This window comes from Streptomyces sp. NPDC042002, assembly GCF_055588305.1.
Genome location: NZ_JBVJCT010000047.1, coordinates 23,494 through 46,512, shown reverse-complemented (window position 1 = coordinate 46,512; position 23,019 = coordinate 23,494). Strand labels below are relative to the sequence as shown.

The 23,019-nt window shown below is 71.3% G+C and carries 18 protein-coding genes; 10 read left to right on the top strand and 8 right to left on the bottom strand.

Going from position 1 to position 23,019, the window contains the following annotated elements; all coding sequences use genetic code 11:
* Nucleotides 1–148: 148 nt before the first annotated feature.
* The gene (locus tag ACZ6KY_RS37765; RefSeq protein WP_469314788.1) at nucleotides 149–1,321 is read left to right on the top strand and encodes an acyl-CoA dehydrogenase family protein; all 1,173 of its coding nucleotides are present in this window, start codon (nucleotides 149–151) and stop codon (nucleotides 1,319–1,321) included.
* A 150-nt stretch (nucleotides 1,322–1,471) separates the two neighbouring features.
* On the opposite strand, the gene ACZ6KY_RS37760 is transcribed toward ACZ6KY_RS37765, so the two are convergent.
* Nucleotides 1,472–2,164 (bottom strand): tellurium resistance protein, encoded by a 693-nt coding sequence (locus tag ACZ6KY_RS37760; RefSeq protein WP_469314787.1) that lies wholly within the window; start codon nucleotides 2,162–2,164, stop codon nucleotides 1,472–1,474.
* A 203-nt stretch (nucleotides 2,165–2,367) separates the two neighbouring features.
* On the opposite strand from ACZ6KY_RS37760, the gene ACZ6KY_RS37755 reads away from it, so the two are divergent.
* The 5 genes from ACZ6KY_RS37755 to ACZ6KY_RS37735 all read left to right on the top strand — a co-directional run bounded on the left by ACZ6KY_RS37755 (nucleotide 2,368) and on the right by ACZ6KY_RS37735 (nucleotide 7,546).
* Complete coding sequence (locus tag ACZ6KY_RS37755; RefSeq protein ID WP_469314786.1) at nucleotides 2,368–3,894, top strand: methyl-accepting chemotaxis protein; 1,527 nt, start codon at nucleotides 2,368–2,370, stop codon at nucleotides 3,892–3,894.
* A complete protein-coding gene (locus ACZ6KY_RS37750; protein WP_469314785.1) occupies nucleotides 3,891–4,370 on the top strand; it encodes a hypothetical protein in 480 nt (159 codons plus the stop codon). The genes ACZ6KY_RS37755 and ACZ6KY_RS37750 overlap by 4 nt, the downstream gene beginning before the upstream one ends.
* Before the next feature lie 17 nt (nucleotides 4,371–4,387).
* Complete coding sequence (locus ACZ6KY_RS37745) at nucleotides 4,388–5,053, top strand: vWA domain-containing protein (RefSeq protein ID WP_469314784.1); 666 nt, start codon at nucleotides 4,388–4,390, stop codon at nucleotides 5,051–5,053.
* Between the two features lie 88 nt (nucleotides 5,054–5,141).
* Nucleotides 5,142–6,602 carry a PP2C family serine/threonine-protein phosphatase gene (locus ACZ6KY_RS37740; RefSeq protein ID WP_469314783.1) on the top strand — a complete coding sequence of 487 codons (1,461 nt, stop codon included), beginning with the start codon at nucleotides 5,142–5,144 and terminating at the stop codon, nucleotides 6,600–6,602.
* Entirely contained in the window at nucleotides 6,599–7,546 is a 948-nt protein-coding gene (locus ACZ6KY_RS37735; protein WP_469314782.1) for a hypothetical protein, read from the top strand. The genes ACZ6KY_RS37740 and ACZ6KY_RS37735 overlap by 4 nt, the downstream gene beginning before the upstream one ends.
* Nucleotides 7,547–7,644: 98 nt before the next feature.
* Here the strand turns inward: ACZ6KY_RS37735 and ACZ6KY_RS37730 are convergent, their stop codons facing one another.
* Nucleotides 7,645–8,949: an LCP family protein gene (locus ACZ6KY_RS37730; protein WP_469314781.1), complete on the bottom strand. Its 1,305-nt coding sequence runs from the start codon at nucleotides 8,947–8,949 to the stop codon at nucleotides 7,645–7,647.
* A gap of 119 nt (nucleotides 8,950–9,068) precedes the next feature.
* Between ACZ6KY_RS37730 and ACZ6KY_RS37725 the strand changes: the two genes are divergently transcribed.
* Nucleotides 9,069–9,617: an acyl-CoA thioesterase gene (locus ACZ6KY_RS37725; protein WP_469314780.1), complete on the top strand. Its 549-nt coding sequence runs from the start codon at nucleotides 9,069–9,071 to the stop codon at nucleotides 9,615–9,617.
* Between the two features lie 57 nt (nucleotides 9,618–9,674).
* Here the strand turns inward: ACZ6KY_RS37725 and ACZ6KY_RS37720 are convergent, their stop codons facing one another.
* The gene (locus tag ACZ6KY_RS37720; protein WP_469314779.1) at nucleotides 9,675–11,186 is read right to left on the bottom strand and encodes an LCP family protein; all 1,512 of its coding nucleotides are present in this window, start codon (nucleotides 11,184–11,186) and stop codon (nucleotides 9,675–9,677) included.
* A gap of 176 nt (nucleotides 11,187–11,362) precedes the next feature.
* On the opposite strand from ACZ6KY_RS37720, the gene ACZ6KY_RS37715 reads away from it, so the two are divergent.
* Nucleotides 11,363–12,394 (top strand): glycosyltransferase family 2 protein, encoded by a 1,032-nt coding sequence (locus tag ACZ6KY_RS37715; RefSeq protein WP_469314778.1) that lies wholly within the window; start codon nucleotides 11,363–11,365, stop codon nucleotides 12,392–12,394.
* A 124-nt stretch (nucleotides 12,395–12,518) separates the two neighbouring features.
* On the opposite strand, the gene ACZ6KY_RS37710 is transcribed toward ACZ6KY_RS37715, so the two are convergent.
* The 4 genes from ACZ6KY_RS37710 to ACZ6KY_RS37695 form a co-directional block, all read right to left on the bottom strand.
* Complete coding sequence (locus ACZ6KY_RS37710) at nucleotides 12,519–14,258, bottom strand: LCP family protein (protein ID WP_469314777.1); 1,740 nt, start codon at nucleotides 14,256–14,258, stop codon at nucleotides 12,519–12,521.
* Nucleotides 14,259–14,379: 121 nt separating this feature from the next.
* The gene (locus ACZ6KY_RS37705) at nucleotides 14,380–16,149 is read right to left on the bottom strand and encodes an LCP family protein (protein WP_469314776.1); all 1,770 of its coding nucleotides are present in this window, start codon (nucleotides 16,147–16,149) and stop codon (nucleotides 14,380–14,382) included.
* A 248-nt stretch (nucleotides 16,150–16,397) separates the two neighbouring features.
* A complete protein-coding gene (locus ACZ6KY_RS37700; RefSeq protein ID WP_469314775.1) occupies nucleotides 16,398–17,693 on the bottom strand; it encodes an LCP family protein in 1,296 nt (431 codons plus the stop codon).
* 174 nt (nucleotides 17,694–17,867) lie between these two features.
* Nucleotides 17,868–18,623: a TIGR03089 family protein gene (locus ACZ6KY_RS37695; RefSeq protein ID WP_469314774.1), complete on the bottom strand. Its 756-nt coding sequence runs from the start codon at nucleotides 18,621–18,623 to the stop codon at nucleotides 17,868–17,870.
* A gap of 129 nt (nucleotides 18,624–18,752) precedes the next feature.
* On the opposite strand from ACZ6KY_RS37695, the gene ACZ6KY_RS37690 reads away from it, so the two are divergent.
* The gene (locus tag ACZ6KY_RS37690; protein WP_469314773.1) at nucleotides 18,753–20,123 is read left to right on the top strand and encodes a peptidoglycan recognition protein family protein; all 1,371 of its coding nucleotides are present in this window, start codon (nucleotides 18,753–18,755) and stop codon (nucleotides 20,121–20,123) included.
* Nucleotides 20,124–20,451: 328 nt separating this feature from the next.
* On the top strand, nucleotides 20,452–21,534 hold the full coding sequence (manB, locus tag ACZ6KY_RS37685; protein ID WP_469314772.1) for a mannose-1-phosphate guanylyltransferase: 1,083 nt from the start codon (nucleotides 20,452–20,454) through the stop codon (nucleotides 21,532–21,534).
* Between the two features lie 247 nt (nucleotides 21,535–21,781).
* Here the strand turns inward: manB and ACZ6KY_RS37680 are convergent, their stop codons facing one another.
* Nucleotides 21,782–22,807 (bottom strand): DNA-3-methyladenine glycosylase family protein, encoded by a 1,026-nt coding sequence (locus ACZ6KY_RS37680; RefSeq protein ID WP_469314771.1) that lies wholly within the window; start codon nucleotides 22,805–22,807, stop codon nucleotides 21,782–21,784.
* Between the last annotated feature and the right edge of the window lie 212 nt (nucleotides 22,808–23,019).

Sequence of the window (23,019 nt, the reverse complement as noted above, 5' to 3'; positions counted from 1 at the left end):
TAGTCGGGGCGTGGGGGAGCGCTTTCACGGGCGGTTTTCCCCCTGTCGCCAAGCTCACGTATCCGTCTGGCGGGCAGGCCCTTAAAATTTGTGTTACTTAACGGTAGTTAGCGCAGCCAGCACAGCATCACTTGGAGCGTGAGAGACCTTGGCCGGATCGGCTGATTTCGACCTGTACCGCCCGTCCGAGGAGCACGACATGCTCCGGGACGCGATCCGTTCGCTGGCCGAGGCGAAGATCGCGCCGTACGCGGCGGCGGTTGACGAGGAGGCCCGCTTCCCACAGGAGGCGCTGGACGCCCTGGTCGCCAACGACCTGCACGCGGTGCACGTCCCCGAGGAGTACGGCGGCGCGGGCGCCGACGCCCTCGCGACGGTCATCGTGATCGAGGAGGTGGCCCGCGTCTGCGTGTCCTCCTCCCTGATCCCGGCGGTGAACAAGCTGGGCTCGCTGCCGGTGATCCTCTCCGGTTCCGAGGACCTGAAGAAGAAGTACCTGGGCCCGCTCGCCAAGGGCGACGGAATGTTCTCGTACTGCCTCTCCGAGCCGGACGCCGGTTCGGACGCGGCCGGCATGAAGACGAAGGCCGTGCGCGACGGCGACTTCTGGGTCCTGAACGGCGTCAAGCGCTGGATCACCAACGCGGGCGTCTCCGAGTACTACACGGTCATGGCGGTGACCGACCCGACGAAGCGCTCCAAGGGCATCAGCGCCTTCGTCGTCGAGAAGTCCGACGAGGGTGTCTCCTTCGGCGCCCCGGAGCGCAAGCTCGGCATCAAGGGCAGCCCGACCCGCGAGGTCTACCTCGACAACGTCCGTATCCCCGCCGACCGCATGATCGGCGAGGAGGGCACCGGCTTCGCGACCGCCATGAAGACGCTGGACCACACCCGCGTCACCATCGCGGCCCAGGCCCTCGGTGTCGCCCAGGGCGCCCTCGACTACGCCAAGGGCTACGTCCAGGAGCGCAAGCAGTTCGGCAAGCCGATCGCCGACTTCCAGGGCATCCAGTTCATGCTCGCCGACATGGCCATGAAGATCGAGGCCGCCCGCCAGCTCACGTACGCGGCCGCCGCCAAGTCGGAGCGCGTCGCCGCCGGAGGTGGAGAAAGAGGCCTCACGTTCCAGGGCGCCGCCGCCAAGTGCTTCGCCTCGGACGTCGCCATGGAGGTCACCACGGACGCCGTCCAGCTCCTCGGCGGCTACGGCTACACCCGCGACTACCCGGTCGAGCGCATGATGCGGGACGCGAAGATCACTCAAATTTATGAGGGCACGAACCAAGTGCAGCGGATCGTGATGGCGCGCAACCTGCCGTAGTACACCATCTGGTGGCACTAAATCGCCGGCGGATCGGCAGCGGAGGTGAGAGGCACCCGGTGGGTGCCTCTCACCTTTTGTTTTCCCTCCCCGACCCCTCGATCCGACCCGACCTGACCCGCCGCGCCCCGCGCACGGCGTCGGCGCGGGTCAGTCCTTCCTCATCCGTACCCACGAGAGGCCGAAACCGTAGGCGCTGTCCACCTGTTCCTGGACCGAGTGCCGCAGGGTGCCGGTGAACCAGCGGACCTCGCGGCTGACGGTGAGACCGTCCTCCGTCGGGGTGGCCAGCGCGATGGCGCAGCCCGTGGCCCCCTCGGGGGAGTTGTCGAGGGCGATGCGGAAACCGCCGGACGGGGCCGTCACGGTGGCCGTGGCGCCGAGGCTGCGGAAATCCACGGCGCCGCTGTACACGTAGACGTGGAAGAGCAGTTGCCGGAAGAGTTCGCGCCGCTCCAGGTCCACCCGGACCGTCTCCCCGTCCGAGGCATCCCCGGTGCGGTCGTCCTGGTCGAGTTCCATGTACGGCCACCGTGCCAGTGAGCCGAAGTTGTTCCCCAGCGGCTGTACGGCCGCGCGGGTGCCGTCCGTGAACGCGGCCATGCAGCCGAGGTCGAGGTCGGCCCCGGTCCCCGGCGGCCGGTTCAGGTTGACCTGAAGGACGCCGCGCCCCGTGATGCGGGCGTGCGGCGCCGATCTGGTCAGCACCGTGTCGGCGCGCCCGGCGGGAAGTCGCCGCACTTCAGGGGGAGTCGGTGCCGCGCGCTGCGGGCCGGTCCGGGGCTGGGTGCCGGGCGCGGGCCGCAGGCGGATGGTCGCTCGTGGACGTTCGTCGTTGCTCAACTGTTCCCCCTCGCGCCGCCGTTGGGGAGAGCGGCGGGTGTCGCGAGTTTATGCGCGGAGCGTGTCGGCTGGAGTACTCTCTGTGCCCTCGGTCACGCGTCTGGTGCGTGTGAACCGGCGGGGGTACGGGGGCGCGCGACACGGGTGGGGATCCATGGTTGCCGTCAACGCACCCCCGCGTCCGTCGTGTTGTGGGGGTGGGCATGCCGTCAGGCGCCCTGATGGACCGTCATGTGATCGCGCAGAGCATCAAGGATCTCGCGGAGCGGCCGGCGCTCGGAACCCGGAAGGAGGAGCTGACCGCGCTCGCGGCGGCGCTCCGGGACCAGGACGTCACCGCGCTGGACCCCTGGTCCGAACTCGACCTCCTCGCCGCCTACGCCCGCCCCGAGAGCCTCCGGGCGGCCGGCGACCAGGGCGCGGAGCACACGCTCTGGTCCTACGCCGAAGGGGTGCTGGGCGCGCTGGTCTTCGTACCGCTGATGCTCACCTGGTACGGACTGACCCGGGCGTCGAGCGCGTACGGAGCGCTGACCGGCGCGGATCCGAAGGCCGCCTCCCGGCCCTTCCTCCAGCTGTGGCAGTCCGGATTCGAGGGCCACCTCACCGGCGCTTTCACCTTCGGCCATGTGGCGATGAGCGCCACCGTCGCCATCACGGTGCTCTTCGCCCTGGTGCTCGTGCACGGCCTGCGGCGGTCCGCCGTCGCCCGCCGGGAGGAGGATGCCGACCGGGGCTCCGGGGAGCTGATGGCGGCGCTCGTCCCGGCGCTGACCCGTGCCCAACTCGTGCTGAACCAGCGGCGGTCGAGCTCCCCGCAGCGTTTCGCGGCCGAGCTCACCGGAGCCGCCGCGACCCTCGGCCGGCTCGGCGACAAGGCTGTCCGGGTCCAGAAGGACCTGACGTCGGCCGCCTCGGCCGTCGGCGAAGCGGTGGAGGCCGCCGAACGCAGGCTGGCCGGGGTCGACACCTCCATCAAACCCCTGGAGGTCGCGGTGGGCCGGGTCGAGGCCGCCGTCAACGACGGCGGGGCGCAGGTCCGCAAGGCGCTCGACGGCGTCCGCGACGCGAGCGGTGAGGTCCGGCTCGCCGTACAGGGCGCCGGTGACCGCGTCGAGGACGCCGTCACCGTGCTGGCCGCGTCCCAGCGCGCCTACGCCACCGGCATCGAGGTCACCTCGGACATCTCCGCCCAACTCCTCGGCAGGTTCGGCGAGGTGGCGGACGGTACGGCCCGCGCGGTCGAGGAATCCCAGCAAGCGGTGCGCGAACTGAACGCCCAGAGCGGTGCGTTGCGGGCTGCCGCCGATGAGTTCGCCCGACTTGTGGACGAGTTGAGAGCGGACCGCCAGACACGCGCCAACCTGACGGACCGAGCGGACCCGACGGACCGAGCAGACCTGACGGATCGGATGGGCCGAGCGGACCGGGCCGAAAGGGCGGACAGCCCTGACTGGCAAGGCCGTTCCACCTCCGGGACCGACGCCCCCGCCGACCGGTTCGGTGCGCCCGGTGAGGTGGCCGATGCTCCCGCCGACCGGTTCGGTGCGCCCGGCGACGTGACCGATGCTCCCGCCGACCGGATTGGTGCGCCGGTCGAAGTGGCCGGCGCTCCTGTCGACCGGTTCGCTGCGTCCGGTGATGAGCCGGGCCGGCCCGGTCCCCGTCGGCCCGACCCCCGTCGTGAGCCCCCGCACCTGCCTCCCGCGTCCCTGACCGAGGCCCGATGAGACGCGGTGGAAGGTTCCAGCCGCTGCACATGGCGGGCTGGCTGTTCGCGGACATGCTGCTCGTCCTCGCCCTGGTCGCCATGGGGGACCAGGGCGACCCGCAGGCCGCCGAGAAGCGCCCCGCCTCTTCGTCCGCCGCCTCGGCCGCCGGGAAGAAGTCCCGGCACACCGGGCCGCGGGCGGTGGTCCGCACACCGGTCAAGGTGGCCGTCGACGCGCCCGCCGGCGACGACGAAGGCATCGTGCGGGCCCTGCGCGGCGCGACCGCGCGCTACCAGGGCCGGCGCGCCGCCTTCGTGCTGACCTTCGGACGCCACACCGACCCGGGCGCCGGGGGCCGTTACGCCCACGAGGTCAACGCCCTGCTGGAGAAGGCCCGTCCGGACATGTTCCGCGCCGCCACCACCCGCGACTTCTGGAAGGGCGGAGCCTCCCCGGGCCACGCCGACATCGAGATCTACTTCTACACGTACTGACCCGGAGGTACGAGACCTTGCAGATCCTGCCCTTCTACCTGCTCTGCGACGAGTCCGGGTCGATGATCGGCGAGCCGATCGACGCCATCAACGGCGCGCTCCCGGACCTGCACCACGAGATCAGCACCAACCCGACCGTCGCCGACAAGACGCGCTTCTGTCTCATCGGCTTCTCCGACACCGCCACCGTCCTGCAACCGCTCGTCGACCTCAGCGACATCGACTCGGTCCCGGCGCTCGCCGCGGGCGGGCTCACCTCGTACGGCGACGCGTTCCGCACTCTCCTGCGCTGCGTCGAGGCCGATGTGGCGGCGCTGAAGGCGGAGGGCCACGAGGTGTACCGCCCCGTCGTCTTCTTCCTGTCCGACGGCATTCCCACCGACCCGGACTGGGACCAGGCGTACAAGGAGATCACCCAGTCACGGTTCTGCCCGAAGATCATCGCCTTCGGCATCGGCGAGGCCCAGGAAGCGACGATCGCGCGGGTCGCCAACTTCCGCGCCTTCATGCAGAAGGACTCCTCGGTGTCACCGGCCCAGGCGCTGCGCGAATTCGCCTCCAGCCTCACGCGGTCCATCGTCCGGTCCGCCGGGAGCATCGGCGCGGACGGCGGCAACGGATTCACGCTGGCCGTGGACGACACCGTGCCCGGCTTCTCCATCGTCTCGCTCGACAAGCTGTGAGGTCGCACCGATGGGGAACGACATGAACGCCGCCCGACCGTCCCGGACCAGTCCACGGCAGCCCGATACGCGCGAGCCGGACGCGCGAATGCCCGATCCGCAACGGCCCGACGCGCGGGAGCCGGACGGGAACCGGCCCTACCCGGGTCAGGCGCACCCGGGCCGGCCCGATCTGCCGGAACCCGATCCGCGGCAACCGGCCGCGCGACAGCCGGAGTTCCGCTGGCCGGACGCGCGACAGCCCGACCCGCTGGACGCGACCTGGCAGAGCGTCGACCAGTTCTTCAGCGATCCACCGGAGCCCGGCACGGCCGCCACCGTGCCCGAGGCATCCGCGGCACCCCCCTTGCCGTACGGGCCCACCCGGCCGTCGCCACCGTCCTCGTCGTACGACCCGACGCCGCCGCATGCGGACCGGCCCGCGTACGAGCCGACGCCGACGCCGCCGTATCCCCAGCCCGGCTTCGCGCAGCAGTCGTCGCCGCACCGTCCCGTACAGCCGTCGCTCCCGCGCGTGCACATGCCGCCCGAGCCCGAACCCGGATCCTCAGCCACACCCGTACCCCCACCCCCACCTCCACCCGTACCCGCATCCGCATCCGCATCCGCATCCGAGGAGTCCGCCACGCGGGTCGGGCCCGTTCCGACGCTCGGCGCGCCGCCGTACTCCGGCCCCAAGCCCCCGCTGTACGCGCCGGAGCCCCTGGAGCTTCCCTCGGTCCGGCAGGACCCGAGCGCGGCGTTGACGCCCGACATGGTGGTTGACGGCGCCGGGTACGGCGCTCTGACCGTGCGGGCGGCGTCCGTGCGCGGCGACTCGCACCGCTATCAGGGCGAGCCGCGCCAGGACTCCCTGGCCGTGGTGCGCCTCGGGGCGTCCGGCGCGGACGGGCTGCTGCTGCTCGCGGTGGCGGACGGCGTGGGATCGGCGGCCCGTTCGCACGTCGGCTCCCAGGAGGCCTGCCGGCTCGCCGCGCTGGAGCTGGACAGCGTGTCCGCGGAACTCTCCGAGACCCTGCGCGCGGGCGACGAGACCGGGTTCGCCGTACTGGTGGACACCGCGGTGGGCCGGGTCGCGACCCTGCTCGCGCACCGCGCCCGCGAGCACGGCGACGAGCCCGCCGCGTACGCCACCACTCTGCGCGCCCTGCTCGTCCCGCTCGACCCCCGAGTGCGCACTCGGGGCTTTCTGGCCGTCGGCGACGGCGGTACGGCGCTGTTGCGCGCCGGGGAGTGGAACCTGTCCCTCACGGACCCCGAGCACGACGGCGACGGGATGATCGACACCCGTACCGCCGCCCTGCCGCACGCGCACCGCGCCCGCGCCTGTCTGCTCGCCCCGGCCTTGCCCGGCGACGTCCTCGTGCTGTGCACGGACGGCCTGTCCACGCCGCTCGCGGGGGACGCCGGGATGCGGGACTTCCTGGGGTCCGGGTGGGGGAAGGGAGCCGTGCCGGGACCGGCCGACTTCCTGTGGCAGTTGCAGTACCGGGTGAAGTCGTACGACGACGACCGCACCGCCGTCGTCCTGTGGGAGGCCGTGCCGTGAGCGCCGACGACGGCGCCGACGTGTCCCTCGGCCCGCTCACCCTCGGAGCGCGCGTCGGCGACGGCGGCCAGGGCGAGGTGTACGACGTCACCGGTCCCGGCACGCTGTTGTACAAGAGCTACCGTGAGCCGGGGAAGGCCGACGGCCGGGAACTCGCGGCACTCGTCGCGCTGCGTCAGGGGCTCGACCCGGGTGACCGCGACCGGCTGGACCGGGAGACGGCGTGGCCGCTGTGCCGGGTCATGGACGGCGGCAGGGCGACCGGCTTCCTGATGCGCCGCGCGCCGGACTCCATGACCTGGCGGACCTCGCGCGGCGAGGCCCGGCTGACCGACCTGTCCTATCTGCTCCGGCCACCGAGAGCGGCCTGGCAGGCCGTCGCGCAGCCGTCGCCGGCCGAGCGGTACGCGCTGGTGGTCGCCGTCCTCGGACTCCTCCGGTGGCTGCACACCCTGGGGCTGGTCGTCGGCGACGTGTCCCACGCGAACGTGCTGTGGACCGTCCGGCCCGGACCCGCCCCGTATCTCCTGGACTGCGACGGCGTACGCATGGCCGGCCGGCCCCCGGTCCTGGAACAGGCGGACACCCCCGACTGGCACGACCCGCTGGCGGCCGCCGGCACCGCCACGGTGGACAGCGACCGCTACAAGGCGGCCCTGCTGGTGGGCCGTGTCCTCAGCCAGGAGCCGTACGTGGCCCCCGGCAAGCCCCTGCGGCCACTGTCCGGCGTACTCGACGACCGGCGGGCCGACGCGGTCCGGGACCTGTGGGAGGAGGCGTCGGGACCCCGTGGCACCCGCCCCCACCTGGCCCAGTGGTGCACCGCCCTGGCGGGCCGCGACACCATCCGGCTCATGGCCGCGGAACCGGCCCCGAAACCCGTGGTCGACCGCTCCAAATTCGACGGCCCCCGCACCCGGGGCCGCATCACCCTACGCAACTGACCCACCGACACCGGCAAGCGGCGGTATCGGTGGGTCAGTTGGCCGGCGACCGCATGGGGCAATGGGTCGGTTCGCCGGCAACGGCGCGTGGAGGCGGGTCAGTTGCCCGACACCGTGACCGTCTCGTCGTTCTTGAGCTCGTTCACCAGCGTCTTCATCTTCGCCTTGTCCCAGACGAGGTTGCCGCCGACGGAACCGGAGATCGGCATGTTCATGGACTTGCCGTCGCCGCCGGTGACACCCTTCATGGCCCAGAACATGTCGGCCAGGTCCCACAGGCTCATGTCCTTGTCGACGACCAGCGAGTCGAGGCCCGCGCCCATCGTCGGGTAGAGCTTGAAGGGGTTCAGGACCGTCGAGGGGGTCGCGACCTGGTGGGCCAGGGCGGACAGGAACTTCTGCTGGTTCTTGGTGCGCTGCAGGTCCGAGGCGGCGAAGGCGTGCCGGGTACGGACGAAGGCGAGGGCCTGCTCGCCGTTCAGCGTCTGCTTGCCCGCCTTGAAGTCGGCGCCGGAGTACTTGTCCTTGAAGCCCTGGTCGAGGGTCATGTCGACACCGCCGACCGCGTCGACGATGCCCGCGAACCCGGCGAAGCCGATCTCCACGTAGTGGTCGATGTGCAGGCCGGTGTTGTACTCGACGGTCCTGACCAGGAGTTGGGGGCCGTCGAACGCGTAGGCGGCGTTCAGCTTGTTCTGGCCGAGCGGACCCTTGATCTTGCCGGACTCGGAGCCGCGGAACGTCGGGATCGTGACGTTGGAGTCACGCGGCAGCGAGAGGAGCGTCGAGCCGTTGCTCCCGGTGTGCAGGATCATCATCGAGTCGGTGCGCTTGCCCTCGGCGGAGCCGGTGTGCAGCTTCTTCTTGTCCGCGGCGGTCAGGCCGGCGCGGCTGTCCGAACCGACGATCAGATAGTTCGTCCCCTGGCCGCTCTCCGGCCGGTCTATGACCTTGGAGAGATCCACGTCGCGGTGGAGCTTGGAGTCGGCCCAGAAGTACGTGCCGACGGAGACCACGACCAGCGCGGTGACCAGCGTGATCGCGGTCCACTTGATCCGGCGCCGCCAGTTCGGCGCGGGGCGCCGCGGGTACGCGCCGCCGTCGCCGGGGCCCTGCGGACCGCCGGGCCCGTTGGGGTTCCCGTACACATGGCCGCTGTTGTAGCCGGAGTCGTACCCGTTGTCGTAGCCCTGGCCGTTGTCGTAACCCTGGCCGTCGACGTACGAGGGCTGCTGGGGAACCCCGCCGCCGTACGGCGGCGCGCCCTGGCCCGGAGCGGGTGCGGCCGGCCCACGGCGGACCTGTCGCATGACGCGGGCGCTCTCAGGCTGTGCGCCTGCGCTGCCGCGTCCGTAGCGGTTGCTGCGGTTGTCGTCGGACCGCCCGTCGGGCCAATCGTTCATGCCGACCAGTGTGCCGCTCTCCACTACGAGTCTTACAAGAGAGCCGGGAGATCTGGGTCACGCCTGTTGCAGAGCTGATGCAAAGCGACGGCCGTACGCCCCGGCATAAGGTGGAGGACATGACAGACCAGGCTCCCAACCCGGAATCCGACATCCCGGGCAAGCCGACCGCGGCGTCCCGGACCACCCTCAGCCACATCATGACCCACAACGACACGAACCTGCTGGGATCGGTGCACGGTGGAGTGATCATGAAGCTGGTCGACGACGCGGCGGGCGCGGTGGCCGGGCGGCACTCCGGCGGGCCCGCCGTCACCGCCTCGATGGACGAGATGGCCTTCCTGGAGCCCGTCCGCGTGGGCGACCTGGTCCATGTGAAGGCCCAGGTCAACTGGACCGGACGTACCTCGATGGAAGTCGGTGTCCGGGTCCTCGCCGAGCGCTGGAACGAGTCCACGCCGCCCCAGCAGGTCGGCTCGGCCTATCTCGTCTTCGCCGCCGTCGACGCCGACGGCAAGCCCCGCCGGGTCCCGCCGGTCATCGCCGAGACCGAGCGCGACGAGCGCCGCTACCAGGAGGCGCAGATCCGCCGCACCCACCGGCTGGCCCGCCGCCGCGCCATCATGGAACTCCGCGAGAAGCGCGCGGCGGAGGGCCTCGACGACTAGGCACCGACGAGGCGGCGGCGGGTCAGGGCCAGGCGGGCCCCGGTCGGGCGTCCTGGGTCACGGACAGACCACCTGGTCTCCCGTCACCACCCCGAACTCCCCCTGATCGGGATCGTCCGCCCGTACCCGCGTGACCTGCTTGAAGTCCGTACCGGCGATCACCTTCAGCAGCGGGCCCTGCCCGGGGACCACGCGCAGTTCGGAACCGGGCAGCGCGGCCGCGAGGGACTTCGCCGAGCGGTCCCAGCGGGGGTCGTACGTGACGACGGTGCGCCGGAGCGTGCGGTCCGGGGCCATGGCGGGCCGGCCCGTCGTCCTGAACCCGGTGGCGGCGAGCGCGCCGTCGACCCGCTTGCCGAGACCCGTCGTGGCGGTCCCGTTCTCGACCTGCACCCGGATCTGCTGCGGGGCCACCGCGACCCGGACGGCCTGGGGCCGCGGGGCCCGGGGCGACCGGGGCGCCGCGAGCGGCTTGTCGTCGCGCAGCGCCTCGAAGAGCTTCCTCGACTTCGGCTCGTCCCACTTCAGGGTCGAGCCGATGCCCTTGACGACATAGGCCATCTGCCCGATCGGCACGGTCGTGAACTCGGACGAGGAGGGGGAGAAGTTGCGCATCGCCCGGCCCAGATCCAGCAGCTCGTCCGTGCCGAAGCCCTTGTCGGCCCGCACCGAGCCCAGCACCGCCCGCGTCACGTCACGGAACCTCATCGGGTTCAGCAGCACCCCGGACGACGTGGCCTGTCCGACGAGCGCCGCCAGGAAACGCTGCTGGCGCTTCATCCGGCCGAGGTCGGAGGACCCGTCGGTGTGCCGGGACCGTACGTACTGAAGGGCCTGTCCGCCGCCCAGCAGATGCGTGCCCGCCGTCAGGTCGAGGCCGGTGTACCTGTCCTTCAGCGGCTGCGCGGTGCAGATACGGACCCCGCCGAGCACGTCCACCGTCTTCATGAAGCTGGTGAAGTCGACCTCCAGATAGTGGTCGATCTTCACGTGGGTCATGTTCTCGACGGTCCGCACGGTCAGGGTCGGGCCGCCCTCCGCGTACGCCGCGTTCAGCTTGAGGGGGTGGGGGCCGTGCCGTTCGCCGGTGACGGCGTCGGTGTGCGCGGGCGCCTCGGCGTAGGAGTCGCGCGGCAGGCTGACGATGCTGGCGCGCTCCCGGTCCTCCGAGATGTGCACGATCATGACCGTGTCGGTGCAGTGGCAGGGCGCGCCGCCCAGCCGGTACTTCCGCCGTTCCGCCTCGGTGATCTTCTCCCGGCCGTCGGTGCCGACCAGCAGCAGGTTCATACCGTGGCCGCCCTCGGGCCGGTTCTTCATGTCCTTGAACGGGTCGACCCGGGCGATGTCCGCGTCCAGGCTGCTCAGCACCGCGTGCCCGATGCCCGCCGAGGCGAGGACCACCACGGAGACGGTGGTCACCGCCCGCATGGCCCAGCGTGGCTTCTTGCGCCGTACGGGGCGTGCGGGGCGCATGGGACGTCCGTCGGAGCGCCGGGTGGGGCGCCGTCCGGGAGACGGCTGCGGGGGGCGCTGAGGGCGGACGGGGGAGCGGGGCGGCGTGGGCAAGGGGGACACCTCCGCGAGGCTGGACGGGGGAGGGCCGCGTTCCGCGGGGCCGGCCGGGGCCGCGGTCCGCGGGGCGTGGCGATCCGTGTGCACGGTAGGCCCATACGATCTGCGGCCCGGTCCTTACGCCGGGCGGCGCGCGACCGTGTCCCCCGTTCGCGGTAACGTGAGGACCGATGAGCGAGAAGTCTGACGTGCGGTCTCCCGCCGTTTCTGTGATCATGCCCGTCCTCAACGAGGAGCGGCATCTGCGTGGGGCCGTCCAAGCGATCCTGGCGCAGCGGTACGACGGCGAGATGGAGGTCGTGATCGCCCTCGGTCCCTCTGCGGACCGGACGGACGAGATCGCCGCCGAACTCGTCCGTGAGGACCCGCGGGTCCACACCGTGCCGAACCCGACCGGCCGGACGCCCGCGGCGCTGAACGCCGCGATCAAGGCGTCCCGGCACCCCGTCGTCGTGCGCGTCGACGGGCACGGCATCCTCTCCCCGAACTACATCGCCAACGCCGTACGGCTCCTGGAGGAGACCGGCGCGCAGAACGTCGGCGGCATCATGCACGCCGAGGGCGAGAACGACTGGGAGCACGCCGTCGCCGCCGCCATGACGTCGAAGATCGGCGTGGGCAACGCGGCCTTCCACACCGGTGGTGAGGCGGGCCCGGCCGAGACCGTGTATCTCGGGGTGTTCCGGCGCGAGGCGCTGGAACGGCAGGGCGGTTACAACGAGGAGTTCATCCGCGCCCAGGACTGGGAGCTGAACTTCCGGATCCGTGAGGCCGGCGGGCTGATCTGGTTCTCGCCCGAACTGAAGGTGTCGTACCGCCCGAGGCCGTCCGTCAGGGCGCTGGCCAAGCAGTACAAGGACTACGGCCGCTGGCGGCACGTCGTCGCCCGCTACCACGAGGGCTCCATCAACCTGCGCTACCTCGCCCCGCCGACCGCCGTGTGCGCGATAGCGGCGGGCGTGGTCGTCGGCGCGGCGCTGACGCCCTGGGGCTTCGTCGTCCCGGCCGGCTATCTCGCGGCCATAGCGCTCGGCTCGCTGCCCGCGGGCAAGGGGCTGCCGGCGAAGGCCCGGCTCCAGATACCCGTCGCCCTCGCCACGATGCACATGTCGTGGGGCTGGGGCTTCCTCACCAGCCCGAAGGCGCTGGCCAGGAAGGTCATCGCGTCCCGGCGTCCCGCGGTCCTCAGCAGCTCCAACTGAGCTTGTCGGGCTGCGGATGAGTCCGCTTCCGGCTCCAACAGGAGCCGTCCGCGCATGAGTTGGGCCCCTCTCGAAATCGAGAGGGGCCCAACTGCCTTTTGCCAACCGCCGTTTGCCGCTGGGGCTACGACCAGGTGTAGTTCGGGTCGACGTGCATGCACGTGCCGGTCTTCAGCTCATCGGAGGACGGCGTCGAGTCGTCCGCCGCGGGTGCCGTGTACGTCGTGCTGTCCCGCCAGTCGGCGCCGACGACCAGCGTGACCCCGGAGACGTCCGCGGACTTCTCCACCGCGCGCGACGGAATCCCGAGGGACTTGGCGACCCGCAGGGCGTCACCCTCCAGATCGGCGCTCGGGTAGCGGATCACCGTGGTCGCCGTGGCGGTCGCCGCCGACAGGTCGGCCCTCGACTGCGTGAAGCCCTTGCCGACGAGCAGTTCGGTCACCGCGCTCGCGCGTCCGGGCACCGGCGCCAGCACGCTGGTGCGCGTGCCGTTCCGCACCTGCACCGCGATCTTGTCGTCCGCCGCGGCCGGATCCGACGACGTCTTCTCGGCGGGGGTCTTCTTCTTGTCCTTGCCGTCGAGCGCGATGTCCTCGCGCAGCAGCCGCCAGACCTGGTCCGCGGCCGTCGGCTTGGGGAGCACCCGGTTGCCGTCGCTGGAGTACACCCACGGCATGGTCATCATGTTGATGCGCTTCGGCGGGACCTTCTTCAGCTCTTTGCTCAGGTCGTAGAGCTTGGTCACCGTGCCCAGGCTCTGGTCGACGGTCAGCGCGTTGGTGGCCGTCTCCGCGAGGCTCCGCAGCTTGCCGGGGTTGCTGAGGGTGGCGTTCTCGCGCAGCTGGGCCACCATCGAGTTCATGTACTGGTGCTGGGCCCTGGTCCGGCCTATGTCGCTGCCGTCCTCGAAGCCGTACCGCGTCCGCAGCCACTGGAGGGCCTGCTTGCCCTTGACGGACGTCGTGCCCGCCTTGAGCTTCAGCCCGGAGCCGTGACCGGAGGAGGTGTGCGAGTAGATGTTGGCGTCCACACAGACGGGGACGCCGCCGATCGCGTCGGCCATCGACACCACACCCGCGAAGTCGACCATGATGAAGTGGTCGATGTGGATGTCGGTCAGCTTCTCCCAGGTGGCGACCGTGCAGCCGGGGCCGCCGCGGCCCAGTGAGTCGTTCGTCATCGTGAGCGACGTGCTCGCGGCGTACGTCTTCCCGGTCTTCGGGTCGGTGCAGTTGGGTATCTGGAGCAGCGTGTCGCGCGGCATGCTCACGACCGACATATTGCTGCGGTCCGCCGACAGGTGCAGCAGCATCTGGACGTCCGCGCGGGCCGGTGTGTTGAACGTGTCCTTCGCGCCCCCGAGCTTCTGGTTCTCGGTGGAGTTCCGGGCGTCCGAACCGATCAGGAGGATGTTCAGCGGGGTCTGGCCCGCCGCGTTCGGTTTCGACTTGGCGGCGCGGTCCTTCGCGTCGCCGATGTTCAGGTCGTCCTTCTTGAGATTGCTGTTCAGGTGCTGGTAGTAGAGATAACCGGCACCGGCGGTGCCGAGTATCAGGACCGCCAGAACCATCGCCGACCAGCGCAGTATTCGACGTCTGCGACGCGGGCGGCCCTCGTTCCCGTGCCGCTTTCCGCCGTCGCCCCCGCCGTGCCGGCCCTGCCCCCGCGTACTGAGCGGCATGGTGTCGTCGGCCGGCCGAACGCTGTCGCCGCCACCGTCGCCGTCGGGTCGTGTGCCACTGCCGTCCGCCGTGCGAACGGGCTCGCCGCCCTGCTCGTACACGCTGTCGTCCCAGCCCAGTTCGCCGGCCTGCGGGACACGAGGTCGTGCTCCCTCCCCACGCACACTGCTTTGCGCCATCTCTCAGCCTCTCCCCACCCTGCGCCTGACAAACGGGTCCGTCGCACGCCCGGGCCGGGACGCTCTCACGTCCGGCCGGACGTTCCTCGCGTCCTGTAGGACGCTCGACGGACCCGTTAGGTCACTTCGCGCACACCGTTTTGTCCGCCGTGGACTTCTCCACGTCCGGCGCCTTCGCCGGAGCGCTCAAGGACACTCCGGCGCCCTTGAAGTCCTTGCCCAGGGTCAGCACGATCGCGGGCAGCCCCTGTGAGTTCTTCTCGCTCTTGCCGGGCTTCAGCGCCGCACCGGACAGCCCCATCAGATCCGCCAACTTGCGTGCCTGGTCGGCCTGGTCGGGAGAGTACTCCAGGGTCGTCCTGCTGAGGGTTTCCGGAGCGTTACCCAGCTGGCTGGACTTGAGCACGCCCTCAGTGTTCTGCAACCAGTTAAGAGTTTCCTGTGCGGAGCCGGCCTGGGCGCCGCCGTTGTAGATGTCGACGCGGATGTCGGACGCGGCGGACCGGGAGCCCTTGAGGCGGGCGGCCACCGCGGCCTTCTCCTTCTTCTCCTTCTGCTTCACCGCGCTGAAGGAGACGTCGTTCTTGATCGCGTCGAAGACCGGCTGGGCGGTTATGGGGTTGACCACGACCGTGGCGTGGACCTTCTCCGCGGGATTGTCGATCACCGGAACCGTGGTGAAGGTGATGTTCTTCGTCGGCACCTTCTTCAGCTCCAGGGCCATGTCCTTGAGCGTGCTGACGCTGCCGATGCCGGTGTCCACGGTGAGCGCCTTGGTGGCTGCCTCGGCCAGCTTGAACAGCTTGGTGGGGCTGGTGAGCGTGTTGCTCGAACTCATCTTGCGCATCAGGGAGCCGATGAACTGCTGCTGCACCTTGATGCGGTCGAGGTCGCCCGCGTTGCCGAAACTGTGCCGGGTGCGCACGAAGGCGAGGGCCTGCTCGCCCTCGATGACATGCTTGCCGGCGGAGAGCTTGAGGTGCGAGTTGGCGTCGTCGACGTTCTTGGCGAGACAGACCTCGACACCGCCGACCGCGCTGGTCAGCGTCTTCACCGCGTTGAAGTCGGCCATCATGAAGTGGTCGACCGTGATGCCGGTGACCGCCTTGACGGTGTCCATCGTGCAGCCCGGGTTCCGGTCGTCCTGGCCGAGGCTCGTGTTGAAGCGGACGTTGTCCGTGCCCGGGATGACCTTCTCCGTGCCGTCCGGCTGCTTCGTCCTGCACTCGGGGATGTTGACGATGAGGTCGCGCGGAATGCTCAGCGCGGTCGCGTTCGTCCGGTCCTTGGAGACGTGCAGCAGGATGTTCGTGTCGGCGTGCCCGACGCTGCCCTTGTCGCCGTATCCCGAGTTGCCCGCGCCGGTGCGCTTGTCGGTGCCGATGATGAGGAGGTTGAAGGCCTCGTCCTTGCTGAAGCCGCTCTTGCCCGAGGTGCCGACGTCCGTCGTCTGGACGTTGCCCTCAAGGTGCTTGAGGTAGACGTAGGCGGCGCCCGACACAACCACCAGGACCAGCGCCATGGCGCCGCCGGTCCAGAGCAGTATCTTCTTCGCCTTCGACTTCTTGGGCGGCTTGTTGCGTCCGCGCCGACGACCCGGCAGGGGTTCCGGCGGCTCGCCGCGCCGACGGCGCGGCCCCGGCACATCGGTGCCGGGCGCGTCACGTTCGCGTCCTGGTGCGTCACGGTCCCGGTCCGGTGCCGCGCGATCCCTGCCCGGAGCGCTTCGGGTGCGCGCCGCGGCGGAGGGGGTACCCCTCCGCGGTCGCGGCACTCCCGACTGCGCTCCGGAAGGGGTCAGTCGCAGTTCGTATTCACCGGTGTTCGGGTTGAGTACCCACTGGTCTGCGGGGTCGATGTTGTCCGCCCGCCCACGGCCTTGCGCGTCCACGGTTGTCTGAATCCTCCGTCGGGGCCACGCGGCGCCCTTTTCCCCCTCAAAAAGGCGCTCGGGTCTCGGTCAAGCAGTGCGCGACCTCCAGGAAGGACCTCGTGGCCGGGTGCACCGGGTCGCTCACACTATCCGCCCAGTTCGGCGTGGAGCGACGGCCGTGACAAATTCGACGTTCCTACAACCGGGCAATCCGGCCCATTCTCCGAGAGTTCTTAGCTCAGCTGTTCCCCACCTTGGCGCGCGCTTTACCCGCAAGCGTCCTGAGCCGCCGTGTTACCCCGGAAAGTCGGTACCGGTTCGGGTGTCGCGATGAGGCCGGTAACCCCTATTGCCATCGACATTCCGTCGTCGGGCGACTCCTCTTCGTAGTCACGGAAGGAGTTCCCGTACAGACTTACGGAATGCGGGGATTGGCCTTGGGCGAGCCGCTGGGGCGGTTCCTTCGCGACGGCCACCGGCCGGTCCGCGCGCAGCCGCGCGAAGAGCCGGGCCGCCTCCGGTTCCACGAGCTGATCACGGTTGGCGTTGAGGACGTAGGACGTCCGGGGCACCGTCAGGAACTGCATGTTCTCCGTGGGAATGTCGCGCACTCCGCGCACCAGGTCGTACAGGCCGCGCAGGCTCGCGAGCCCCGGGTCGGTGGTCAGTGACGAGGTGGCCGCGTCCAGCACCGGATACAGCTTCGCCGGGTTGAGCAGGACATCGTCGCTGCGCACCTTGTTGACCAGCGCGCCGAGGAACTTCTGCTGGCGGTCCATGCGGTCGGTGTCGCTGCCGTTGCCGATGCTCTTGCGGGCGCGGACATAGCCGAGCGCCTGCTCGCCGGTGAGCACGACCTTGCCCGCGGGCAGCCTCAGCTTCGCCGCCTTGTCGTTGATCGGCTTCCTCAGGCACACCTCGACGCCGTCCACCGCGTCGACCATGTCCTTGAAGCCATGGAAGTCCACCACCATGTGATGGTCGACACGGATGTTCGTGAGCTTCTCGACGGTACGGATCGTGCAGGCCGAACCGCCCACCTGGAAGGCGTAGTTGAACATCGCGAACATGGGCCGGGTCCGGGTGCCGTCCGGGCGCCGGCAGCCCGGCACGTCCACCATCAGGTCGCGGGGCAGCGACATGGCGGTCGCGCTGCGCCGGTTCGCCGAGAGGTGCAGCAGGATCGTGGTGTCGGACCGTTCCGTCCCGGAGTCGCGGCCGTACTTCTTGTTCCCGGCCCCCGCGCGCGAGTCCGACCCGATCAGCAGGATGTTCTGCGCGTCGCGCACCAGCGCGGTGGGCCGTTCCCTCTCGTACCGGGCGAGCTCGGCGGCCGCGTCGTTGTCGGCCTTGATGTTCCCGTTCAGCTTCTCGTACGCGGCCCAGCCGACCCCCACGGCGCCGAGGACCACGACGGCCACCCCGGTCGCCGTGTAGCGCAGCCAGCGCCGCCGCCGTCGTACGACCCCGGCCCCGGTGGGCGACGCTCCCGGCCCCGGCCCCTCCGGGCGTCCGGAGGGAGTGCCCGCGGTGTCGCTCACCTGCGAACCACCACCCCTCATGGCGTACGAGCGTGTCCTGCTGCTCCTACGACCATGTCCCGAAGCGGCTGGTGAGGGGGGCCGGTGATGGGCCGAACGGGGGACGCGCCCGGCACGGGCGGCGCCCCCTGGCGGGCCTCTGTCCGGGCGGCGCGCCCTGCCGGGGCCGTGCCGCCGCCCGCCGGGCGACGGTCTCTAACGAGCCGTCGCGGTCACCCGCTCGCTCTCGATCCGGCGGGCGAGCGAGTCGTCGCCCAGATCGTCGAGATTGCGGCACAGCACCACGGACCCGCCGGTGGCGAGCGGCGCGTACAGTCCCGCGGCCAGGCCCTCCCAGGTGTCGTACGAGAGCGCCGACAGGATGCGTGAACCGGGTCCCGTCAGATCCAGCCCGGGAGCGTCGGCGCGGGCCTGCTCCACGACCTCCGCGCCCGTGTACGCGGCCCCGGCGACGATCAGCGCCCGCTCCTCCGGATCGACCGGCGCGTACGGCGCGAACCGGTCGCCCTGGCTCGGCACCTCCACGGCGTAGTCGGCGTACCCCGCGGGCGGTGCCGGGAAGCGGCGGCCGAGCGGGGCGAGCGAGAGGGCGATCCGTTCACCGGAACAGGCGAGCCCGGCCTCGAAGCGTCCGGGGCCCGCGACGACGTGATCGGCGGCGGCCGGGTCGCCCCCGACATCCGCGACGACACCCACGGAGGAACAGGCGAGCAGCCACACCGCCGTCTGCCAGTGCGCGGGCAGCAGCAGCGCGACCCGCTCGCCGGGCTCGGCGGACAGCTCGCCCTGGAGCAGGTTGGCGGTCTTGGCCACCCAATTGGCGAAGGTGGCCACGGACAGTTCGACCCGTTCGCCCGTCGCGTCGTCGTAGAAGGTCACCAGAGGACGCGCCGGGTCCTCGGAGAGCGCGGATCGCAGCAGGTCGGCGGGGGTGCGGTCGGTGGCTTTCACGCGCGCAAGCGTACGCGGGGGCGCCGCGCGGCACGGACCGAGCGCGCCACCGGTTCGGCGGAGCGCGTCCCGACGGTCCGTCAATTCCGCGATGGACAGATATGTATGACTATGTCCAGGATCAGGAGCATGCGTGGATTCCTTGCTTCCTCGGTCGGCGTCACCTGCGCGGCCGCTCTCGCCCTTCCGCTCGCCCTGTCCGCCTCCCCGGCACAGGCCGGGCCGTCTGCGGTGACATCCGAGGCCGCCGCCCCCGGCAGTACCCAGTCCCTGCCCCTCGTCCCGCTCTCCGGTGATCGGGCCCTCGGTCCGGCCGCACCGGAACAGGGCCTCGCCCGCCGGAACGTACGGCCGTTCTCCATGGTCGGCGTCGTCTGGGACGACCCGAACAGCGAGCTCGACGGCCGTGTCCAGGTCCGCACCCGGGCGGCCGGCACCGGCCACTGGTCGGGCTGGCAGGACGTCGAGACCCACAACGACGAGCACGCCGCCGACCCGGACACCCCCGAGGGCACGTCGCGCCGGGTGCACGGCTCCACCGCCCCCCTGTGGGTGGGCGACTCGGACGGCGTCGAAGTCCGCGTCGACGCGGAGCGGGCGGCGCGGGAGGTCGCGGGCGGCCCGGCGGAGGGCGTGCGGGAGAGTCCGGGGGAGGAACGCGTGGCCGCCCCGGCGGACTCCCGGCTGCCCGGCGGCCTGCGCCTCGAACTGGTCGATCCCGGCGGGGATCCCCCACGCCCGGACGCCGGGACGGCCGGACGGGCCGGGGGCGCGCCCGCGGGTGTGCGCGCCAAGGGCGTGCACGCGGGCGCCACCGAGATCGCCGCGCTCTCCCGGGAGGAGACGGAGCGCGAATACTTCCCCGACGACCTGGCCGAGCAGCGCGCGATGCCGTACATCGGCCCGCGCCCCCGCATCATCACGCGCCGCGGCTGGGGCGCGAACGAGAACCTGCGCGAACGCGGCTTCGTCTACACGAAGTCGGTCAAGGCGGCCTTCGTGCACCACACGGCGTCGGGCAACAAGTACAGCTGTTCGCAGGTCCCTTCGATCATCCGCAGTATCTACCGCTACCACGTGGTGAGCAGCGGCTGGCGTGACATCGGCTACAACTTCCTCGTCGACAAGTGCGGAAACATCTACGAAGGCCGGGCCGGAGGCGTCGACAAGGCGGTCATGGGCGCCCACACCCGAGGGTTCAACACGAACAGCATGGGGATCGCCGTGATCGGCAGTTTCGGCAAGACCAAGCCGACCGACGCGGCGCTCAAGGCCATCGCCCGGCTCACGGCATGGAAACTCGGCCTCTACGGTGCCAATCCGCGTGGCAAGACATACCTGAAGTCGGCCGGTGGCAATCTCTACCGAAAGGGAAAGAACGTACGACTGAATGTGATCTCCGGCCATCGGGACGGGTTCGCCACGGAGTGCCCCGGACGGCTCCTCTACGGCAAGCTCGGCTCGGCCCGGACGACGGCGGCCCGCTACCAGGGCCGGTAGACAGGACCCGGGAACGGGGGGGGGGGGGGGGGGGGGGGGGGGGGGGGGGGGGGGGGGGGGGGAGGGGGGGGGGGGGGGAGAGAGGAGGGGGGGGGGGGGGGGGGGGGAGAAAGGGGGGCCCCCCGAAGAAAGGCCAGAGAAACCCCCCCCCCCCCCCCCCCCCCCCCCCTTTTCCCCCCCCCCCGGTTCCGGCAGAGATCACCTGAAGTCACGACAGAGGCCCGTCGAAGGACACCGCACGGCCATCGAAGGCGCCATCGAACGGTCTGCATAAACTGGCCGGCCGAAAGACAGTACGGCCGGTCCCGGCAGGAAGCAGAGACGACAGGTGACAGAAGCGATCCTCCTGGTCGGCGGCAGAGGCACCCGGCTGCGCCCTCTCACGGTGCACACGCCCAAGCCGATGGTTCCGGCGGCCGGGGTCCCCTTCCTCACGCACCAGCTGGCGCGGGCGCGCGCGGCGGGCGTCGAGCACATCGTGCTGGCGACCTCCTACCTGGCCGAGGTGTTCGAGCCGTACTTCGGTGACGGTTCCTCGCTGGGCCTCCACATCGAGTACGTCACCGAGGATGAGCCGCTCGGCACGGGCGGCGCCATCCGCAACGTGGCGTCCCGGCTGCGCTCGGGCCCCGACGACCCGGTCCTGATCTTCAACGGCGACATCCTCACGGGCCTGGACATCCCGGCACTGGTGGCGACCCACGAGACGACGGGTGCGGACGTCTCCCTCCACCTCACCCGGGTGGAGGACCCGCGCGCGTTCGGCCTGGTCCCCACCGACGCCACCGGGCGCGTCACGGCCTTCCTCGAAAAGCCGCAGACCCCCGAGGAGATCGTCACCGACCAGATCAACGCGGGGGCGTACGTCTTCCGCCGTTCGGTCATCGACACGATCCCCGAGGGCCGCCCGGTCTCGGTCGAGCGCGAGACCTTCCCGGAGCTCCTGGCCACCGGCGCCCACCTCCAGGGCATGGTCGACTCCACCTACTGGCTGGACCTGGGCACCCCGCAGGCCTTCGTCCGCGGCTCCGCCGACCTGGTGCTCGGCCGCGCCCCGTCCCCGGCCGTCCCCGGCCGCTGCGGCGACCGTCTGGTCCTGCCCACGGCCACGGTGGCCCCCGACGCCAAGCTCACCGGCGGCACGGTGGTCGGCGAGGGCGCCCGCATCGGCGAGGGCGCCCGGATCACCGGCAGCACCGTCCTGGCCGGCGCCGTCGTCGAACCCGGCGCCGTCATCACCGACTCCTTCGTCGGCGTCGGCGCCCGCATCGGCGCCCGCACCGTCCTCACCGGCACGGTCATCGGCGACGGCGCGGTCGTCGGCCCCGACAACGAACTCCGCGAGGGAGTCCGCGTCTGGTGCGACGCCCGCATCCCGGCCGCCACCCTGCGCTTCTCGTCGGACCAGTAGAGAACCTGCGCACGCCCCCGGAGGGGCCGGAACCTGTTTCCGGCCCCTCCGGGGGCGAAATTCAGCCCCTCCGGCGTTTGAGGAGCGGGGTCTGGGGCGGAGCCCCAGGTACGGGACGGGCAGGGGCGGAGGGGGCGAGAACCTGCCGCGGCGGAGGATGACGCAAGCCGCGGGCGCCCACGCGCGGAAGCCGTACTTGCCCGGAGCCGGGCGGAACACGGACCCGGAAGCCGGAAGCCGGGGCCGCCTACAGCCGCCCGATGTCCCCGCGAGGCATCTTCGGCGTGCGCCGCGGCGGCGTACGCCCGGCCAGCAGAATCAGCCGAGCGGCCCGATGCCGCTGCCCGGCATAGGGCTCCAGCAACTCCAGCATGACGGAGTCGTCCGCGTCCCGGTTCCCGGCCAGCGCGTACCCGACGATCCCCGGCAGATGCAGATCCCCCACGGTCACGGCATCCGCCGCGCCATGACTGCGCTGCACGACCTCCGCGGACGTCCACGGCCCGATCCCGGACACCAGCTCCAGCCGCCGCCGCGCCCGTTCGGGATCGAACCCGACGGCCTCCTCCAGCCGCGCGGCGACCCGTACGGCCCGCAGGACCGTGGAGGCCCGCTTGTCGTCGACCCCGGCCCGGTGCCACTCCCAGGACGGGATCAGGGCCCACGTCCGCGGCGCCGGCATGACGTACATCCGCTCGGGCGCGGGCCCCGGCGCGGGCTCGCCGAACTTCCGGACGAGCAACCGCCAGGCCCGGTACGCCTCGTCGGTGGTGACCTTCTGCTCCAGGACGGACGGGATCAGCGACTCCATCACGAGCCCGGTCCGCACCAGCCGCAGGCCGGGCCGCCGATGCCGGGCGAGCGCGACCAGCCGGTGCCGTGGCTCGAAGGCGCCGGGATCGTCCGCGGCGCCGAGCAGGTCGGGGAGCCGGTCGAGCAGCCACTCGGCCCCCGGCCCCCAGGCCTCGCCCCGGACCACCGCGCCGCGCGGAGCGACCCGCAGCGTCCCGGGCCCGGCGGGCGTACGGCTGGTCCGCCACACGGAGCCGTCGGGTGTCGTCCGGAACGTCGGATCGCCCGGTCCGCGGCGCAGCGGCCCGAGCACGAGCCCGAGATCGAGCGGCCCGTCGGGCGTCCACGTACGAACGCGTCCGGGCTCGGCCGTCTGGCGGGGCACACCACCCGGCACGCCGGCCGGTGCCCCGCCGGGCACGACGGCATGCCCGCCGCGCACGGTCGTACGCGTCGGCCGGGGAGCGAAACGTCCAGACACGAATGAGGTCCTAGAGATACTCGGGGCGTTCTACGAGAGTAGGCGCCAGCCCCCCCGACAACGGCGCCGCACGCCTCAGCGAACCCCACCGAACACCCCGGACCGCCGCCCCGAACCGATCAGCGGACCTCGAACGCTCCGGACCGCCGCCCCGGCGGACCGATCAGCGCACGGCGCCGAACGGATCGAGCCTCACCCCGGACCGATCAGCC

What these genes read in the sequence shown, in the direction of transcription:
- ACZ6KY_RS37700 (WP_469314775.1), bottom strand. Translation starts at nt 17,693, where the DNA reads ATGAGGGGTGGTGGTTCGCAGGTGAGCGACACCGCGGGCACTCCCTCC.
- ACZ6KY_RS37725 (WP_469314780.1), top strand. Translation starts at nt 9,069, where the DNA reads ATGACAGACCAGGCTCCCAACCCGGAATCCGACATCCCGGGCAAGCCG.
- ACZ6KY_RS37710 (WP_469314777.1), bottom strand. Translation starts at nt 14,258, where the DNA reads ATGGCGCAAAGCAGTGTGCGTGGGGAGGGAGCACGACCTCGTGTCCCG.
- ACZ6KY_RS37750 (WP_469314785.1), top strand. Translation starts at nt 3,891, where the DNA reads ATGAGACGCGGTGGAAGGTTCCAGCCGCTGCACATGGCGGGCTGGCTG.
- ACZ6KY_RS37730 (WP_469314781.1), bottom strand. Translation starts at nt 8,949, where the DNA reads ATGAACGATTGGCCCGACGGGCGGTCCGACGACAACCGCAGCAACCGC.
- ACZ6KY_RS37755 (WP_469314786.1), top strand. Translation starts at nt 2,368, where the DNA reads ATGCCGTCAGGCGCCCTGATGGACCGTCATGTGATCGCGCAGAGCATC.
- ACZ6KY_RS37715 (WP_469314778.1), top strand. Translation starts at nt 11,363, where the DNA reads ATGAGCGAGAAGTCTGACGTGCGGTCTCCCGCCGTTTCTGTGATCATG.
- ACZ6KY_RS37690 (WP_469314773.1), top strand. Translation starts at nt 18,753, where the DNA reads ATGCGTGGATTCCTTGCTTCCTCGGTCGGCGTCACCTGCGCGGCCGCT.
- ACZ6KY_RS37740 (WP_469314783.1), top strand. Translation starts at nt 5,142, where the DNA reads ATGCCCGATCCGCAACGGCCCGACGCGCGGGAGCCGGACGGGAACCGG.